The organism is Streptomyces niveus (genome assembly GCF_001723055.1).
In the GTDB taxonomy this organism is placed as follows: Bacteria; Actinomycetota; Actinomycetes; order Streptomycetales; family Streptomycetaceae; genus Streptomyces; species Streptomyces niveus.
Genome location: NZ_MDCR01000115.1, coordinates 1 through 18,311, shown reverse-complemented (window position 1 = coordinate 18,311; position 18,311 = coordinate 1). Strand labels below are relative to the sequence as shown.

Sequence of the window (18,311 nt, the reverse complement as noted above, 5' to 3'; positions counted from 1 at the left end):
TTTCCGCGGGGAGCAGTGGTCCCCCAGGAGCGGGAGAGCGCAGTGAACACAGCATGGCCGGCCAACGAGTTGGAAGAGGTGCTCGCCGCCTCGGTCGGGAATGACGGGGCCGGGGGGCGGCTCGTCGAGGTGTTGGGGCGGAGTCAGCTCTGGGTGCCGCTGCCCAACGGCGGGGGGCCCGACAGTCCGGGGCTCGATCTGCCCACCATGGAGATCGACGGGGTGCCGTACGTCCCCGTCTTCAGCTCCGAGCAGCAGTACCTCCAGTGCGTCGGGGCGCACATGCCCTTCACCGTCGCCCCGGCCCGCGAGTTCGCCCGCGGTCTGCCCCCGCGGCTCGGCATCGCCGTGAACCCCGGCGGCATGGTCGGCGCGCCGCTCCCGCCGCTCGCCGTCGCCGAGCTGTGCCGCGTCGGGCGTACGCCCCTGGACGGGCCCGCGAGCGGCGGGCGGGTGCGGCTGTTCGAGCCGGACTGGCAGGAGGACCCCGTCGACTTCCTGACCGCCGCCGCCGAGGAGTTCGAGGCGTCCGGCGTCGTCCTCACCGCCCGCCGCGGCCTCGCCAGCATCGAGGGCGAGCCCCCGGTGCTCTTCGTCGGCGTGCAGCTCTCCTCCTGGGAGGCCGCCGAACGCAACGCGCCCATGGACGCGCTCGGCCGGGCACTGGGCCGCGTACACGTCGGCTGGCCGGTCAATCTCGTCCTGCTCGACGCCACCCAGGACCCCGTCGGCACCTGGATGCTGGAGCGGGTGCGGCCCTTCTACCAGCGCGTGGCCGCCCAGCCCGGATAACACGCCGTCGGCACCGGCCCCGGAACCGGCCATGACCCGCCGGTCTAAGCTGGTTTGATGGCCTGGCCGGCACGGGCCCGAAGCGGGGGAGGCCGGTCCGAACAATGGATCGACGAGGGGCGGGACCAAGAGTGAGCGCGTCAGGCACCGCGGCGACGGGGCAGGTCGAGCACATGCTGCGCCAGGTGGCGCCAGGACGCTACGACGCCTACGAGGCGCTGCTCCAGGCGCTCGCCGACGGCTCCGCCGGCCAGGTGTGGATGCTGCTCTGGCACGGCCGCGCGGGCTCGCCCGACGCCCAGTACGGGAACATGGAGGTCGACGGTCTCGGCTACGCGCCGTGCGTCACCTCCGCCCAGGAGCTGTCCGTCAGCGGCTGGAACCGGGCGCACGAGGTCGTCTCCGGCCGCGACATCGCCCGCGCCCTCTACCCCGAACGCTGGGGGATCTGGCTCAATCCGCACGCGCCCGGCGGCGGCGTCGGCATCCCGTGGCTCGACCTGCGCCGGATCGCCACCGGCCTCGACCGGATGCCGGCCGGCCCCCTGCGGCTGTCCGAACCGGCCGTGGAGATCCCGCAGTTCTACGCGCTGCTCACCCAGAACGCCCATCGCACCCCCGCCGTACGGTCGTTGCGCCGCGCGTGGGTCCATCCCGCCCTGGGCGCACCGTATCTGACGATCGGTCTGGATCTGTACGACACAGGCCCGGCCTCCGTCGACGCCGTGCGCGCGATGATGCAGCAGTCCATCGGCGCGGTCCCCGAGGGGCTGCCGGTCTCCACCGTCGCGATGTCCGACGAGTACGACCCGGTGACGATGTGGCTGCGGGCCAACTCCCGGCCGTTCTACGACCGGGAGGCCCACGGCGCGCCCCAGGCCGCGCCCGGTTACGGCTACCCGCCGGCCGCTCCGCGCGCGTACTGACCCCACCCGGCGGCGTACCGGCCCGTACTGACCAGTACAGTCAGGGCGCCGTACATTCTCCGGACGGCGCGAGCCGTACCGAAACGTAGCGAAAACGGCCCGCCGTTCCGCTCAGGCGATCACAACGTCCGGATAACGGTAGCTGTCTGACTCCATCACGTTTGAGCAAACATTCCCCTTGACCACTGGCGGGTGATCACTACGGCCATGAAGACTCCCGGCAGCGGGGACCGTCGGTCCTCTGTGCGAGCAGCCCAGCATCGCTCCACGGGAAGCCCTCCACGGGACGCTTCCGCGACACCAGCACCGATGTGTGCGCCAACTGATGCGAGACAGGCCGTTACAACGGCGGGTACGGGGCCGGCGACCGCCGGCCAGGAGGGGTCGAAGACGTTGTGACCGCACCGATCGAGACCACCAAGTCGGCTGCCGAAGTGCAGCCGGAGGCAGTGCTCACGGGCGCCAAGCAGAGCCAGATCGAGGGGCGTTCGCTCGGCCGAATAGCCTGGACGCGCTTCAAGCGCGACAAGGCCGCAGTCGCGGGCGGCATCGTTGTCATCCTCCTGGTCCTGCTCGCGATACTGGCCAAGCCCATCCAGGCCGTCTTCGGCCTCGACCCCAACGCGCTGAACCAGGACCTGGTGGACCCGCAGCTCCTCGCCCCCAAGGGCGCCTGGGGCGGCATGAGCTGGGACCACCCGCTCGGCGTCGAGCCCGGCCTCGGCCGTGACCTGCTCGCCCGCATCATCGAGGGCTCCTGGGTCTCGCTCCTGGTCGCCGCCGGAGCGACGCTCCTCTCCGTGGCCATCGGCACCCTCCTCGGCGTCATCGCCGGGTACTACGGCGGCTGGGTCGACGCCGTCGTCAGCCGGCTGATGGACACCTTCCTCGCCTTCCCGCTGCTGCTCTTCGCGATCTCGATCTCCGCCGCCCTCCAGGACGGCGCCTTCGGACTCAGCGGACTGCCCCTGCGGATCGGTGTGCTGATCTTTGTGATCGGCTTCTTCAACTGGCCGTACATGGGCCGGATCGTGCGCGCCCAGACCATGAGCCTGCGCCGCCGCGAGTTCGTCGACGCGTCCCGGAGCCTGGGGGCCCGAGGGCCCTTCATCCTCTTCCGGGAACTGCTGCCGAACCTCGTGGCGCCGATCCTCGTCTACTCGACGCTCCTGATCCCCACCAACATCCTCTTCGAGGCGGGCCTGAGCTTCCTCGGTGTGGGCATCGCCCCGCCGCAGGCCTCGTGGGGCGGCATGCTCACCACCGCGGTGGACCTGTACGAGGTCGATCTGCACTACATGTTCGTGCCCGGCATGGCGATCTTCATCACCGTGCTGGCCTTCAACCTGCTGGGTGACGGGCTGCGCGACGCACTCGACCCCCGCAGCAAGTGACCCCCCGGTAGAACCCTTACCACCAGCATCACCCAGCACCATCCACAGCGGCCGACCTTGAGCTCCGTGCCGTATCCATTGATAGAGGGGCTTTCCTCAGGATGAAGACCAAGAAAGCGACAGCTGTCCTGGCGACAGCCATCGTGCTGGCGCTCAGCGCGTCGGCGTGCGGCGGCTCGGACAGCAAGGACAACAACAGCAAGGGCGGCGGCGCCGGTGTCGACGCCGGTCTGACGTCGGTCGTCAACAAGTCCGACAAGAAGGGGGGCACCGTCACCTTCGAGCACTCGGACGTGCCGGACTCCCTGGACCCGGGCAACACCTACTACGGCTGGGTGCAGAACTTCTCCCGGCTGTACGGCCGTACGCTCACCAGCTTCAAGCCGGCCGCCGGCAAGGAAGGGCTGGAGGTCGTCCCCGACCTCGCCGAGTCCCTCGGTGAGGCCAGCGCGGACGCCAAGACCTGGACGTACAAGCTGCGCAAGGGCGTCAAGTTCGACGACGGCAGCCCGGTCACGTCCAAGGACGTCAAGTACGCCATCGAGCGCAGCAACTTCGCGCCCGAGGCCCTCTCGCACGGTCCCACCTACTTCAAGGCGTACCTTGAGGGCGGCGACAAGTACAAGGGCCCGTACAAGGACAAGTCCCCCGAGGGTCTGAAGTCCATCGAGACCCCGGACGACCAGACCATCATCTTCAAGCTCAACAAGCCGTTCGCCGACTTCGACTACCTGGCGACCTTCTCGCAGACGGCCCCCGTGCCGCAGGCGAAGGACAAGGGCGCCGAGTACGTCAAGGCGATCTCCTCGTCGGGCCCGTACAAGTTCGAGTCGTACAACGAGGGCCGCAGCGCGACCCTCGTGCGCAACCCGCACTGGGACAAGGCGACCGACCCGATCCGCCCGGCGCTCGCCGACAAGATCACCATCAAGTTCAAGGTCAACCCGACCACGGTCGACCAGCACCTGATGAGCGACAACATCACGGTGGACGCCGCGGGCACCGGCCTTCAGACGAAGACCCAGCCCAAGGTCCTCACCAAGTCGACCGAGAAGGCGAAGACGGACAACTCGTACGCCGGCGCCACCTCGTACCTCGCGCTGTCGACGAAGGTGAAGCCCTTCGACAACGCCGACTGCCGCAAGGCCGTCCACTACGCGATCGACAAGGCGTCCGTCCAGGCGGCGCTCGGTGGCGACACCAAGGGCGACGTGGCCAGCACGCTGCTCCCGCCGACGGTCAACGGGTACCAGAAGTTCGACCTGTACCAGACCGAGGGCAACAAGGGCGACGAGGCGAAGGCCAAGGCCGCGCTCGCGGACTGCGGTCAGCCGGACGGCTTCAAGACCAACCTGACCGCCCGCTCCGACCGCCCCGACGAGGTGCAGATGGCGACCGCCATCCAGGCCTCGCTGAAGAAGGTCGGCATCGAGGCGGAGATCAAGCAGTACCCCTCGGGCAAGTACTTCGGTAACTTCGCCGGTGTCCCCAGCTACGTCCACGAGCACAAGCTCGGCATGATGATGATGGCGTGGGGCGCCGACTGGCCGACCGGCTTCGGCTTCCTCGACCAGATCGTCAACGGTTCCGCCATCAAGCCCTCGGGCGGCAACAACCTGATGGAGCTGGACGACCCGAAGATCAACAAGGCGCTGTCGGACGGTATCGCGCAGACCGACGACGCCGCCCGCACCAAGGCGTGGGGCGAGGTCGACAAGCTCGTCATGGAGAACGCCTCGGCCGTGCCGCTGATCTACCGCAAGAACCTGCTGTACCGCCCGGACTCGGCGACCAACGTCACCGTGACCCAGGCGTACCTCGGCATGTACGACTACCTGCTGATCGGCTCCACCACCTAATCCAGCGGTAGAGCCTTTCCCAACCCCCCGAATTGCCTGAAAGGCAGGTGAAGGCTTCGGGTCCGCCGGCCGGGTCACCCCCGGCCGGCGGACCCGGCGCCGATCGGCTGTGACTGCGTACATCATCCGACGCGTGATCGCCGCGGTAATGCTGTTGCTGGTGGTCAGCGCAGTCACCTTCGCGATCTTCTTCCTTGTTCCACGGCTCGGTGGGCAGACGATCGACCAGCTGGCAGTCCAGTACGTCGGTAAGGACGCCAACCCCGACTCGATCGCCGCCGTCAAGGCGAACCTGGGGCTCGACCAGCCCCTCTACACCCAGTACTTCGACTTCATCAAGGGCATCTTCGTCGGCGCCGAGTACAACTTCGGCCCGGACCCGTCCATGTGCAACGCCCCCTGCTTCGGCTACTCCTTCAAGACGCACGTCGAGGTGTGGCCCGAGCTGATGGACCGGGTGCCGATCACGTTCTCCCTGGCCATCGGTGCCGCGGTGATCTGGCTGCTCTCCGGTGTCGCCATCGGCGTGCTCTCGGCGCTCAAGCGCGGCTCGATCTTCGACCGCCTCGCCATGACGCTGGCCCTCGCGGGCGTCTCGCTGCCGATCTTCTTCACCGGCATGCTCGGCCTCGCGCTGTTCACCGTCCAGTGGCCACTGTGGGGCGACGGCGTCAACTACGTCCCGTTCGCGGACAATCCGGCGGACTGGGCCTGGAACCTGATCATCCCCTGGTGCAGCCTCGCCTTCCTGTACTCCGCCCTGTACGCCCGGCTCACCCGGGCCGGCATGCTGGAAGTGATGGGGGAGGACTACATCCGTACGGCGCGGGCCAAGGGCCTGCGGGAGAGCACGGTCGTCGCCAAGCACGGACTGCGGTCCGCGCTGACGCCCATCGTCACGATCTTCGGCATGGACTTCGGCCTGCTCCTCGGCGGCGCCGTCATCACCGAACAGGTCTTCTCCCTGCAGGGCATGGGCTCGTACGCGATCCAGTCGGTGAAGGACGCCGACCTGCCGATCGTGATGGGTGTGACCCTGTTCGCCGCCTTCTTCATCGTCTTCTGCAATCTGCTGGTGGACCTGGTGTACGCCGCCATCGACCCCAGGGTGAGGTACTCGTGAGCGAGGTTTCCAAGGAGCAGTCAGGCGCACGGGTCCCCGGTCCCGCGTCCGCGCCGGGCGAGCCGGTGGTCTCCAAGGCCGCCGGGTCCGCCGGGTCCGGCGGCGCGGGGGAGCCCTTCCTCTCCGTACGCGACCTGCGCATCCACTTCCAGACCGACGACGGTCTGGTGAAGTCGGTCGACGGCGTCAGCTTCGACGTCGAGGCCGGCAAGACCCTCGGCATCGTGGGTGAGTCCGGCTCCGGCAAGTCGGTCACCTCGCTCGGCGTGATGGGTCTGCACCGCTCCGCCAACGCCGCGATATCGGGCGAAGTCTGGCTGGACGGCGAGGAGTTGGTCGGGGCCGACCCCGACCACGTACGACGGCTGCGCGGCCGGAAGATGGCCATGATCTTCCAGGACCCGCTCTCCGCGATGCACCCGTACTACCGCATCGGCGCGCAGATCGTGGAGGCGTACCGCGTCCACCACAAGGTCGGCAAGAAGGTCGCCAGGACCCGGGCGATCGAGATGCTCGACCGGGTCGGCATCCCCGAGCCGCACAAGCGCGTCGACAGCTATCCGCACGAGTTCTCCGGCGGTATGCGTCAGCGCGCGATGATCGCGATGGCCCTGGTCAACAACCCCGAACTGCTCATCGCCGACGAGCCGACGACCGCCCTGGACGTGACCGTCCAGGCGCAGATCCTCGACCTCATCAGGGATCTGCAGAAGGAGTTCGGCTCCGCCGTCATCATGATCACCCATGACCTGGGGGTCGTCGCCGAGATGGCGGACGATCTGCTGGTCATGTACGGCGGCCGGTGCATCGAGCGCGGACCGGCCGAGAAGGTGTTCTACGAGCCGCAGCACCCCTACACCTGGGGACTGCTGGGCTCGATGCCCCGGATCGACCGTGAGCAGACGGACCGGCTCATCCCCGTCAAGGGCCAGCCGCCGTCGCTCATCAACGTGCCGCAGGGCTGCGCCTTCAACCCGCGCTGCCCGTACGCCGACGTGCCCAAGGACGGCATCACGCGCACGGAGCGCCCCGAGCTGAAGCAGGTCGGCGCCGGGCACCACTCCGCCTGTCACATGTCGCAGGAGGAGCGGACCAAGATCTGGACCGAAGAGATTGCGCCGAAGCTGTGAGCGCCGACGCCGTGAGCAAAGCAAAGGATGCCGCTGTGGCGGACACGACGGGAAAAGACACGGCGGGTGAGCCCCTGCTGAGGGTGGAGGGGCTGGTCAAGCACTTCCCCGTCAAGAAGGGGCTGTTGCAGCGCCAGGTCGGCGCCGTGAAGGCCGTCGACGGGCTGTCGTTCGACGTCCACGCCGGCGAGACGCTCGGTATTGTCGGCGAGTCCGGCTGCGGCAAGTCGACCATGGGCCGGCTGATCACGCGGCTGGACGAACCGACGAGCGGGCGCATCGAGTTCCAGGGTCATGACATCACGCACATGTCGGCGGGCAAGATCCGTCCGCTCCGCCGTGACGTGCAGATGATCTTCCAGGACCCGTACTCGTCGCTGAACCCGCGCCACACGATCGGCACGATCGTCGGCGCCCCGTTCAAGCTCCAGAACGTGGAGCCCGAGGGCGGGGTCAAGCAGGAGGTCCAGCGGCTGCTCGGGCTGGTGGGTCTGAGCCCCGAGCACTACAACCGCTACCCGCACGAGTTCTCCGGCGGCCAGCGCCAGCGCATCGGCATCGCGCGCGCCCTGGCCCTGAGCCCGAAGCTCGTCGTCGCCGACGAGCCGGTCTCCGCGCTCGACGTGTCGATCCAGGCGCAGGTGGTGAACCTGCTGGACGACCTCCAGGACGAGCTGGGTCTCACGTACGTGATCATCGCGCACGACCTCTCGGTCATCCGCCATGTCTCGGACCGGATCGCCGTCATGTACCTCGGCAAGATCGTCGAGCTGTCGGACCGCAAGTCGCTGTACGAGCGGCCGATGCACCCGTACACGAAGGCGCTGCTGTCCGCGGTGCCGGTGCCGGACCCGCGGCGGCGCGGTCTCAAGAGCGAGCGGATCCTGCTCCAGGGCGACGTGCCGTCGCCGCTCTCGCCGCCGAGCGGCTGCCGGTTCCACACCCGGTGCTGGAAGGCGACCGAGGTCTGCCGGACGGTGGAGCCGCCGCTGATCCAGCTGGAGCCGGGCCACGAGGCGGCCTGTCACCACCCGGAGAACGCGCCGGACCAGATTCCGGACGACACGACGGTGCTGGCTTCGGCGCGCGAGGCGATCGCGCTCGTGGGTGACGCGGTGGCCGTGGACCCGGCTGTGGCCGAGGCCGGCGAGAGCGCCGAGGCGCCGAAGACCGTCGGGACGGCGAAGTCCGAGAAGACCGCCGGGACCGCCGAGGCGCCGTCCAAGGGGCTCACCAAGGAGTAGTCCGCAGGAGCCCCGTACGCGTACGTTCACGCACGCCCCCCGCCCCGCCTGGTCCCACCATGCGGACGGGGGGCTTCTGCGTCGTACGGGAGAGGCTTCTGCGTCGTACGGGCGGTTCACCCCGTTCGCCCCGCCCAACTGCGGCTCTCCTGGCACGACTTGACGGGTTGCGGGTGCGATGCCCCGGAGTTGGTCCATTTGTCGACTGTCCGGATCTCAGGTCTGCAACTCCGCATTGCGGCCTGTTCATTTGGCACTTTCTTGACTGTAATGTTCGGCCGTCAAGACCGAGTTCTGGACTCGTCGGACCCTGGGGTGGACCATGCGAATATTCAAGTCCCGAGCCGCTGGAGCGATCGTGACGGCCTTGGCCGTCGCGCTGATCGCCACCGGCTGCTCCAGCGAGCGCGACAAGGAAGGTGACTCGGGCGGCGCGAAGGACACCTTCGTCTTCGGCGGCCCCGGTGACCCCGGCTCGCTGGACCCCGCGCTCGCGAGTGACGGCGAGACCTTCCGCGTCACCCGGCAGGCGTTCGAGGCGCTGCTGAAGCACGAGCCGGGCGGCAGTGAGCTGGCCCCCGCGCTGGCGGAGAAGTGGTCGGGCAACGACGCCGGCACGGTCTGGACGTTCAACCTCCGCAAGGACGTGACCTTCCACGACGGCGAGAAGTTCAACGCCGCCGCCGTGTGCGCGAATTACGACCACTGGTTCAACTGGAAGGGCACGTACCAGTCCAGCGCGGTCTCCTACTACTGGCAGACCGTCATGGGCGGCTTCGCGGCCAACGAGGACCCCGAGACGCCGAAGGCGAACTACAAGTCCTGCACCGCGAAGGACGACAGCACCGCCGTCATCGAGGTCAACGAGCCCTCCGCGAACCTGCCGGGCGGCTTCTCCCTCCAGGCGCTGGCGATCCACTCGCCGAAGGCCCTGAAGGAGTACGCGAAGCAGGACGCCACCGCCAAGGGCGACGCCATCACGTACCCCAAGTACAGCCAGGTGGCCGGTACGGTCGCGGGCACCGGACCGTACAAGGTCAGCGAGTGGAACAAGGGCAACAAGGAAGTCTCGCTGGAGCGGTTCGACGACTACTGGGGCGAGAAGGCGAAGATCAAGAACCTGGTCTTCCGCACCATCGACACCGAGGACGGCCGCCGTCAGGCCCTCCAGGCCGGTGACATCGACGGCTACGACCTGGTCGCGCCCGCCGATGTGAAGACCCTGGAGAGCGACGGCTTCCAGGTCCCCACGCGTGACGTCTTCAACATCTTCTACGTCGGCATGAGCCAGGAGAAGAACGCGGCGCTGAAGAAGCCCGAGGTCCGCCAGGCCATCGCGCACGCCATCGACCGCGAGAACCTGGTCAAGACCCAGCTGCCCGAAGGCGGCGTCGCGGCGACGCAGTTCATGCCCGACACGGTCGCCGGCTACTCGGACAAGGTGAAGACGTACCCCTTCGACACCGCGAAGGCCAAGCAGCTCCTCGCGGGCGCCGACGAGAGCGCGCTGAAGGTCGAGTTCTGCTACCCGACCGAGGTCACCCGCCCGTACATGCCCGCTCCGCAGGACATGTTCGAGCTGATGAAGGCCGACCTGGAGAAGGCCGGGATCACCGTCACGCCCAAGCCCATGAAGTGGGCGCCGGACTACCTCGACGCCACCGAGGCCGGCGGCTGCGAGCTGCACATGCTGGGCTGGACCGGTGACTTCAACGACGGCTACAACTTCATCGGCACCTGGTTCGCCGAGTACGACAAGCAGTGGGGCTTCAAGGACAAGGGCGTCTTCGACGCGATGAAGGCCGCGTCGATCGAGACCGACCCGGCCAAGCGCACGGAGCTGTACAAGACGGCGAACGAGACGATCATGGCGTACCTGCCGGGTGTGCCGATCTCCTCCTCGCCGCCGGCGATCGCCTTCGCCGACGACGTCAACCCGCCGAAGGTCTCCCCGCTGACGCAGGAGAACTTCGCCGAGACGTCCTTCAAGTAACGGGCGACTTCCAGGGTCCGCCCGGCCGGCGGCGTACGAAAACCCCGGCCGGGCGGGCCCGTCCTACGTTCTCACGCACCGAAGAAAGGGGCACGCGGGGTGCTGCGACTCGTCGCACGACGACTGCTACAGCTGATACCCACCCTGCTCGGTCTGTCGGTTCTGCTCTTCCTGTGGCTGAACCGGCTGCCCGGCGGACCCGCGTCGGCGATCCTCGGCGAGCGGGCGACCGAGGCCGAAGTGGCCCGAATCAACCGGGCGTTGGGACTCGACGAACCGGTATGGGTCCAGTACGGACGGTTCATCAAGCGGATCTTCCAACTGGACCTCGGCACCTCCACACAGACCGGCCAGCCGGTGTGGGAGGAGTTCACGCTGCGCTTCCCCGCGACCGTCGAACTCAGCGTCGCCGCCATCGCCATCGCGATCGTGGTCGGCGTCCCGCTGGGCTACTTCGCCGCCCGGCGCCGCGGCAGCTGGCTCGATGTGACCGCGGTGTCGGGCTCGCTGCTCGGCATCTGTATCCCGGTCTTCTTCCTGGCGCTGCTCCTCAAGGGGCTCTTCGCCGTCAACCTCGGGATCTTCCCGAGCTTCGGCCGACTGTCGACCGGCATCGACGCCACGAAGGTCACCGGATTCGCCGTCCTGGACGGCCTGTTGACCGGCGAGTTCGACGCGTCCTGGGACGCGGTCATGCATCTGGTGCTGCCGGCCGTCGCGCTCGCCTCCATCCCGCTCGCGGTCATCGTGCGGATGACCCGGGCCAGCGTGCTCGAAGTGCTGGGCGAGGACTATGTGCGTACGGCGGAGTCCAAGGGCTTGGACAAGCGCGTCGTACGCGCCCGGCACGTCCTGCGCAACGCGCTGCTGCCGGTGATCACCGCCGTGGGCCTGCTGACCGGCAGCCTGCTGTCCGGCGCTGTCCTCACCGAGTCGGTCTTCTCCTTCGGCGGGATCGGTCAGTTCATCCGTACGTCGATCGACGCCCGCGACTACCCCGTGCTCGTCGGGTTCATCCTCTTCATCGCGCTGGTGTACGTCCTGATCAATCTGCTGGTCGACGTGGCGTACAGCCTCATCGACCCGAGAGTGCGGGTGCACTGACGTGAACGCGACCCCCGGCCTCCAGAAGAAGGCCGACAAGATCGACCGGCTCGCCCAGCTCATGGAGCGGACCGAGACGACCTCGGGCGCCGGACTGTGGCGCGAGGCGTTCCGCCGGCTGCGTACCAGCAAGACGGCGATCATCGGCGGCGTGGTCATCGGCGTGTTCGTGCTGGTCGCGATCGTCGGCCCGTGGCTCGCCCCGTACAGCCCCACCGCGCAGGACTGGCGCGGCGAGGTCTTCCCCAACCAGGGGCGGTTCGTCGGGCCGCGCGGCGAGAACTGGTTCGGGCTCGATCATCTGGGCCGTGACGAGTTCTCCCGGATGCTCGTCGGCGCCCGGCAGACCCTGCTCGTGGGTGTCGTGTCGATGCTCATCGGGCTGGTGGCCGGCGCCGTCATCGGCGCCGTGTCGGGCGCGGCGGCCACGCTCGGCGGCGAGCCTGGCAAGCGCCTGGACACCGTCATCATGCGCGTCACCGACATCATACTGGCGCTGCCCTCGCTGCTGCTGGCCGTGTCCGTCGCGGCGGTGCTCGGCCAGTCGCTGACCACCGTGATGATCGCGGTGGGCGTGGTCCAAGTGCCGGTGTTCGCGCGGCTGTTGCGCGGGTCGATGCTCGCGCAGGGCAGCTCGGACTACGTACTGGCGGCGAAGGCGGTGGGCATCCGCAAACGCCGTATCGTCCTCACTCAGATCATGCCCAACTCACTCAGCCCGGTGATCGTCCAGGCGACGCTCAGCCTCGCCACCGCGATCATCGAGGCCGCCGCCCTGTCCTATCTGGGCCTCGGCAATCCGGACCCGGCGATCCCGGAGTGGGGCGTGATGCTGTCGCAGGCACAGCGCTTCTTCGACAACGCGCCGATGATGTCGGTCTATCCGGCGGTCGGGATCATCGTCACCGCTCTTGGCTTCACGCTGCTCGGTGAGGCGATGCGGGAAGCCCTCGACCCGAAGCTGCGAGGCTGAAGTCCCATGTCGCTACTGTCGGTTGACGCACTGTCGGTCACTTTCGCCGGGCACGGTACGGGGCGAGGTGCCGGGCGTGCCGGGCGTGCCACGAAGGCCGTGGACGGCGTCTCCTTCGACGTCGCCGAGGGCCAGGTCGTGGGTCTGGTCGGCGAGTCGGGCTGCGGCAAGTCCGTGACCGCCCTCGCGCTGATGGGTCTGCTCCCGCGCAAGGGGGTGAGCGTGGGCGGACGCGCCGAGTTCGACGGCGCGGACCTGCTGTCCATGGGCGAGAAGAAGATCCGCGACCTGCGCGGCAGCCAGCTCGCGATGATCTTCCAGGACCCGCTCTCCTCCCTCAACCCGGTCGTCCCCATCGGCGTACAGGTCACCGAGATCCTGACCCGCCACCGCGGACTGAAGGGCGAGGCGGCCCGTAAGGAGGCCGCGTCGCTGCTCGACCGCGTCGGGATCCCCGACCCGGACCGGCGGTTGAAGGAGTACCCGCACCAGCTCTCCGGCGGAATGCGCCAGCGCGCGCTCATCGCCATGGCGGTCGCGTGCGCGCCGCGCCTGCTGATCGCGGACGAGCCGACGACGGCGCTCGACGTCACCATCCAGGCCCAGATCCTCGAACTCCTCAAGGAGTTGGTCGACCAGGAGGGCACGGCGCTTCTGATGATCACTCATGACCTGGGTGTCGTCGCGGGGTTGTGCGACCAGGTCAACGTGCTCTACGCGGGGCGGGCGGTGGAGACGGCGGGCCGCCGCGAACTGTTCGCGCACCCCACCCATCCGTACGCGCACGGACTGCTCGGCTCCATCCCGCGCCTCGACGCGCCGCGCGGCGAACCGCTCCGTCCGATCCGCGGCTCGATCAACGACAAGATCGCGTGGGCCGACGGCTGCGCGTTCGCGCCCCGGTGCGACTTCTACACGCTCCAGTGCCTGACGGGCACGCCGGAACTCACCGAACCGCGTGCGCCCGGCCACCAGGTGCGCTGCGTCAACCCAGTGCTGCCGGCGGACCGTTCCGCCGACGCGGCGGAGGTGTCCTCATGAGTCTGCTCGAACTGGACGGCGTCAAGGTCCACTTCCCCGTCAAGAAGGGCGTCTTCTTCGACCGTACCGTCGGCCACGTCTACGCCGTCGACGGTGTCTCGCTCAAGGTCGAGGCGGGCCAGACGTACGGCCTGGTGGGGGAGTCGGGCTGCGGCAAGACGACCCTGGGCCGGGCCGTCCTGCGCCTCGTCGACATCACCGGGGGCGAGGTCGTCTTCGACGGTACGGATCTGGCGAAGCTGCCGGACGAGGAGATGCGCAAGATCCGGCACCGCCTCCAGATGGTGTTCCAGGACCCGCTCGGCAGCCTCAACCCCCGGCAGAACATCGAGTCGATCCTCTCCGAGGGCATGGCGGCGCACGGCATCGGCGCCGACCAGGAGGAGCGGCGGACACGGATCAAGAAGATCCTCGCCGAGGTCGGTCTGCCGGCGAACGCGCTCTCGCGCTATCCGCACGAGTTCTCCGGCGGCCAGCGCCAGCGCATCGGTATCGCGCGGGCGCTCGTCCTCGAACCGGACGTGATCATCTGCGACGAGCCGGTCTCGGCGCTCGACGTCTCCATCCAGGCGCAGGTGATCAACCTCCTGGAGGAGCTTCAGGAGTCCAAGGGCCTGACGTATCTCGTCATCGCCCACGACCTGGCCGTGGTCCGTCACATCTCGGACGTCATCGGGGTCATGTATCTGGGCTCGCTGGTGGAGGAGGCGACGAGCGACGCGCTGTACGCCGGGCCGAGGCATCCGTACACGAAGGCGCTGATGTCGGCGGTGCCGGTGCCCGACCCGGACGTCGAGGACCGCCGCGAACGCATCCTGCTCCACGGCGACCTTCCGTCTCCGGCGTCCCCGCCGGCCGGGTGCCGCTTCCACACGCGGTGCCCCTGGAAGCAGGAGACGCGCTGCGCGACGGAGCGGCCGGAGCTGACGGTGGTGGCGGACGGGCACCGGGTGGCGTGCCACTTCGCGGCCGAGATCGAGGCGGGGACGGTGGAGCGGACGAGGGCGACGGGGATCGAGGCGGTGACGGACACGGCGCCCGAGGAGCAGTGATCGATTATGACCGGCCATGACCGGTCATGACCGGCCCGGTGTAGAACTGTCGGGTGTTCCAGGAACTGTTCAGCCCCTCCGTCCAGCACTCGCTCGACCTCGCCGGCATCTTCGTCTTCGCGATCTCCGGCGCCCTGCTCGCCGTCCGCAAGAACTTCGACGTCTTCGGCATGGCGGTGCTCGCCGAGGTCACCGGGCTGGGCGGCGGGCTGATCCGGGACCTGGTCATCGGAGCCGTACCCCCGGCGGCCTTCACCGACCTCGGCTACTTCACGATGCCGCTGGTGGCGACGGTCCTGGTGTTCTTCCTGCATCCGCACGTCGAGCGGATCCAGGGCGCGGTGAACGTCTTCGACGCGGCGGGGCTCGGGCTGTTCTGTGTGACGGGCACGGTCAAGGCGTACGAGTACGGGCTGGGCCTCACCGCGTCCGCCGCGCTCGGTCTCGCCACGGCGGCGGGCGGGGGCGTCCTGCGCGACGTGCTCGCCAACGAGGTTCCCTCGCTGCTGCGCTGGGACCGCGACCTGTACGCGGTGCCCGCGATCGTCGGCGCGACGACGGTGGCGGTCTGCATCCGCCTCGACGAGCTGAACGGACTGACGAGCGGGCTCGCGGCCCTCACCGCGTTCGTCCTGCGGCTGCTCGCGATGCGCTTCCACTGGCGGGCCCCGCGCGCGTACAACCGCCGGTCGACAGCGGTGGAGGAGTCTGAGCCGAAAACATAAGCTACCGCTTAGTATTGCACTGTTGTACGGTTTGCTCATGGCACAGGGAGCGCGGGAAGCGCAGGCATCCGCCACCGACAGCGAGTTCGACCGCGACACCTCCGTCACCCTTCGTGAACCGGGTGTCTACGACGCCGACCTCTCCGAGAGCTGGACGATCCTCTCCGCCGTCAACGGCGGCTATCTGCTGGCGATCGTGGCCCGCGCCCTGCGCGACGCCCTGCCGCACCCCGACCCGTTCACGGTCACTGCGCACTATCTGACGCCGTCGAAGCCCGGCCCGGCCGTCGTCCGTACGGAGGCGGTGCGGACCGGCCGCACCCTCGCCACCGGCCAGGCGTCGCTCATCCAGTACGAGGCGGACGGCACGGAGGTCGAACGCGTCCGGGTCCTCGCGGCGTACGGCGCTCTCGACTCGCTCGACGACGACGTCCACACCTCGGTGAAGCCGCCCGTACTGCCGCCGCCCGAACAGTGCCTCGGTACGGAGGACGGGCCCGCCGCGTTCCCGGACGACTCCGGCTTCGCGCAGCGCGTGGCGATCAGGCTGGACCCCGCGACCACCGGCTGGGCGGTCGGCGCCCCGTCCGGGAAGGGCGAGGTACGCGGCTGGTTCTCGCTGGCCGACGCCCGCGAGCCGGACCCGCTCTCGCTGCTGCTGACTGTGGACTCCTTCCCGCCGACCGCCTTCGACCTCGGGCTGATGGGCTGGACGCCGACGGTCGAACTGACCACCCACGTCCGGGCCCGCCCGGCACCGGGCCCGCTGCGGGTCTTCGTCACCACGCGGAACCTGGCGGGCGGCTACCTGGAGGAGGACGCGGAGGTCTGGGACACCGCGGACCGCCTGGTCGCCCAGTCCCGCCAACTGGCCAGGGCGCCACGGTCGGGCAGGGCGCCGGAGGGCCGGTAGGGCGTGTCCGCGAAGTCCCGTCTGGCTCACGACGCCTGGCACGCACGCTCGCCGCGTTGTCGGACTCGACCGAGTACGCCCGGTACGAGGCCGATCCTCCGCCTTGCGATCGCACGCACCAGACGCCGTGAGCCCCGCCCTACGGGCGGACGACGCTACTTTGCGGACACGCCCTAGCCGCTCCGGCCCCGTGGGTGATGCTTGACGTGTGAAGTCCGACCGGCTGCTGTCCATCCTGCTGCTCCTCCAGACGCGTGGGCTCGTCCCCGCCCGGGAGCTGGCCCAGCGGCTGGAGGTGTCCGTGCGGACCGTCTACCGCGACGTCGAGGCGCTGTCGGCTGCGGGCGTCCCCGTCTACGCCGAACGCGGCAGACACGGCGGCATCGCGCTGCTGCCCGGCTTCCGTACGGACGTCACCGGTCTGACCGCCGACGAGTCCCGCGCGCTGTTCGTCCTCGCCGCGCGGGGCGCGCACTCCGCGCTCGGGCTCGACCGGGCGCTCGGCTCGGCGCTGCGCAAGGTGATGGCCGCGCTGCCCGCGCCGCACCGTACCGCCGCCGAGCGGACCAGCCGGCGCATCATCGTCGACCCGGAGCGGTGGTCGCGCGCGGAGCGGCCCGCCGTCGACCTGGACGTGCTGAACACGGCGGTCTTCGCCGACCGGCGGCTGCGGCTGGGCTACCGGCACAGCGGCACCACCGAGGCGAGGACGTACACGGTCGATCCGTACGGTCTCGTCGTCAAGGCGGGCGTCTGGTACCTGGTCGCCGACCACCGGGGAGACCCCGGTCTCTACCGCGCCGACCGGGTGCGCGACGCGGCCCTGACCGACGCCCCCGTACGCCGTCGCGAGGGCGTGGAGCTGGGCGACGTCTGGGAGTCGCTGCGGCGGAAGGTCGAGCTGCGGCCGGCCGAATTCGAGGTCACCGCCCGCGTCCGGGTGAGCCGGCTCGACATGTTCCTGCGTCTTCAGGCGGCCCAACTGACCGGCGGGGAACCGGTCGTGGAGGCGTCGGGGGAGTGGGCCCGGGTGTCCCTCGTCTTCACGGAACTCCTGGCGGTCCGCGCCCTGCTCGCCTTCGGCGAGAACGTGGAAGTGCTGTCGCCGCCCGAGGCCCGCGACGTGCTGGCCGGGGCCGCCGCCGCGGTCATGGAGCTGTACGGAGGAAGTCGCCCAGCGCCAGGGTGAGTTCGGCGGGGGCGTCCTCCTGTACGAGATGGCCCGCGCCCGCGATCAGCCGCAGCTCGGCCCCGGGGACCAGCGCCGCGAGCTGCCGCCCCTTCTCCTGCGGGATCCAGGTGTCCTCCTCGCCCCAGCAGATCAGCACCGGCAGGTCCAACTCCCCGTACCGGCCCTCGATCTCGTCGGTGAAACGCTGGTCGTTCTGCGCGATCTGCCGGTAGAAGGCGGCCCGGCCCGCCTCCGTGCACCACGGATCCACCAGCGCGTCCAGGATGTCCGCGCGCAGACCCGGATGGCTGGCCGAGCCGACGTACTCCCGCACGAGCGCCCGGTGCAGCCCCGGCGGCAACAGCTCGAAGACGTCACCGTGTTCGCCGAGCAGCCGGTACGTGGGCGAGCCCCACGGCGCGAGCGCCACCGGATCCACCAGCGCCAGCCGCGCGTACCGCGCCCCGTGCAGCAGCGTCGCGCGCAGCGCCACGCATCCCCCGAAGTCGTGCGCGACGACGGCGGGCCGCTCCAGCCCCCAGTGTCCGAGCAGTTCGCCGAAGACCCGCGCCTGCGCGCCCAGCGACACGTCCTGCCCCTGCCGCATCTCCGACGCCCCGAACCCCGGCATGTCCCACACGTACACCCGATGCCGCCGCGCGAGCGCCCGCGCGGGGCCCCGCCACACGTACGACGAGAACGGCGTCCCGTGCAGCAGCACGACGGGCGCCCCGTCGACGGGCCCGAGGACGCCCCACCGGACCTCACCGGAGGAGCTGTCGAACGTGCGGTCCAGAGTCCATCCATCCATGTCCGCCAGGATAGAAGCCGGGTCCGACAGTCCCCCGGGTCCGACAGTCACCGGGCGCGC

General features: G+C 69.4%; 16 protein-coding genes. 15 read left to right on the top strand and 1 reads right to left on the bottom strand.

The window, feature by feature from the left end; genetic code table 11:
- Window positions 1–42 precede the first annotated feature (42 nt).
- From BHU15_RS15330 to BHU15_RS15260, 15 genes are all read left to right on the top strand, one after another.
- Entirely contained in the window at window positions 43–792 is a 750-nt protein-coding gene (locus tag BHU15_RS15330; RefSeq protein ID WP_069627701.1) for an enhanced serine sensitivity protein SseB, read from the top strand.
- Window positions 793–923: 131 nt separating this feature from the next.
- Window positions 924–1,718: an enhanced serine sensitivity protein SseB C-terminal domain-containing protein gene (locus tag BHU15_RS15325; RefSeq protein WP_069627700.1), complete on the top strand. Its 795-nt coding sequence runs from the start codon at window positions 924–926 to the stop codon at window positions 1,716–1,718.
- A gap of 395 nt (window positions 1,719–2,113) precedes the next feature.
- Window positions 2,114–3,112 carry an ABC transporter permease gene (locus BHU15_RS15320; protein WP_023538500.1) on the top strand — a complete coding sequence of 333 codons (999 nt, stop codon included), beginning with the start codon at window positions 2,114–2,116 and terminating at the stop codon, window positions 3,110–3,112.
- A gap of 101 nt (window positions 3,113–3,213) precedes the next feature.
- Entirely contained in the window at window positions 3,214–4,971 is a 1,758-nt protein-coding gene (locus tag BHU15_RS15315) for an ABC transporter substrate-binding protein (protein WP_069627699.1), read from the top strand.
- A 109-nt stretch (window positions 4,972–5,080) separates the two neighbouring features.
- A complete protein-coding gene (locus BHU15_RS15310; RefSeq protein ID WP_069627698.1) occupies window positions 5,081–6,094 on the top strand; it encodes an ABC transporter permease in 1,014 nt (337 codons plus the stop codon).
- A gap of 65 nt (window positions 6,095–6,159) precedes the next feature.
- Window positions 6,160–7,224 (top strand): ABC transporter ATP-binding protein, encoded by a 1,065-nt coding sequence (locus BHU15_RS15305; protein WP_106962566.1) that lies wholly within the window; start codon window positions 6,160–6,162, stop codon window positions 7,222–7,224.
- An 11-nt stretch (window positions 7,225–7,235) separates the two neighbouring features.
- Window positions 7,236–8,468 carry an ABC transporter ATP-binding protein gene (locus tag BHU15_RS15300; protein ID WP_069627717.1) on the top strand — a complete coding sequence of 411 codons (1,233 nt, stop codon included), beginning with the start codon at window positions 7,236–7,238 and terminating at the stop codon, window positions 8,466–8,468.
- A 322-nt stretch (window positions 8,469–8,790) separates the two neighbouring features.
- Window positions 8,791–10,461, top strand: a complete 1,671-nt coding sequence (locus tag BHU15_RS15295; RefSeq protein WP_069627697.1) for an ABC transporter substrate-binding protein — start codon at window positions 8,791–8,793, stop codon at window positions 10,459–10,461.
- Window positions 10,462–10,560: 99 nt separating this feature from the next.
- Entirely contained in the window at window positions 10,561–11,565 is a 1,005-nt protein-coding gene (locus BHU15_RS15290; RefSeq protein ID WP_069627696.1) for an ABC transporter permease, read from the top strand.
- 61 nt (window positions 11,566–11,626) lie between these two features.
- A complete protein-coding gene (locus tag BHU15_RS15285; RefSeq protein ID WP_069627716.1) occupies window positions 11,627–12,538 on the top strand; it encodes an ABC transporter permease in 912 nt (303 codons plus the stop codon).
- 6 nt (window positions 12,539–12,544) lie between these two features.
- The gene (locus BHU15_RS15280) at window positions 12,545–13,579 is read left to right on the top strand and encodes an ABC transporter ATP-binding protein (RefSeq protein ID WP_069627695.1); all 1,035 of its coding nucleotides are present in this window, start codon (window positions 12,545–12,547) and stop codon (window positions 13,577–13,579) included.
- The gene (locus BHU15_RS15275; protein ID WP_247748820.1) at window positions 13,576–14,631 is read left to right on the top strand and encodes an ABC transporter ATP-binding protein; all 1,056 of its coding nucleotides are present in this window, start codon (window positions 13,576–13,578) and stop codon (window positions 14,629–14,631) included. Before BHU15_RS15280 ends, BHU15_RS15275 begins: the two co-directional genes overlap by 4 nt.
- Before the next feature lie 53 nt (window positions 14,632–14,684).
- Complete coding sequence (locus tag BHU15_RS15270; RefSeq protein WP_069627694.1) at window positions 14,685–15,356, top strand: trimeric intracellular cation channel family protein; 672 nt, start codon at window positions 14,685–14,687, stop codon at window positions 15,354–15,356.
- A gap of 37 nt (window positions 15,357–15,393) precedes the next feature.
- Window positions 15,394–16,269 (top strand): thioesterase family protein, encoded by an 876-nt coding sequence (locus BHU15_RS15265; protein WP_069627693.1) that lies wholly within the window; start codon window positions 15,394–15,396, stop codon window positions 16,267–16,269.
- Between the two features lie 208 nt (window positions 16,270–16,477).
- Window positions 16,478–17,458: a helix-turn-helix transcriptional regulator gene (locus BHU15_RS15260; RefSeq protein ID WP_069627692.1), complete on the top strand. Its 981-nt coding sequence runs from the start codon at window positions 16,478–16,480 to the stop codon at window positions 17,456–17,458.
- On the opposite strand, the gene BHU15_RS15255 is transcribed toward BHU15_RS15260, so the two are convergent.
- Window positions 17,418–18,251, bottom strand: coding sequence for an alpha/beta fold hydrolase (locus tag BHU15_RS15255; protein WP_069627691.1), 834 nt, complete (start codon window positions 18,249–18,251; stop codon window positions 17,418–17,420). The two genes, BHU15_RS15260 and BHU15_RS15255, sit on opposite strands and share 41 nt — an antisense overlap.
- Between the last annotated feature and the right edge of the window lie 60 nt (window positions 18,252–18,311).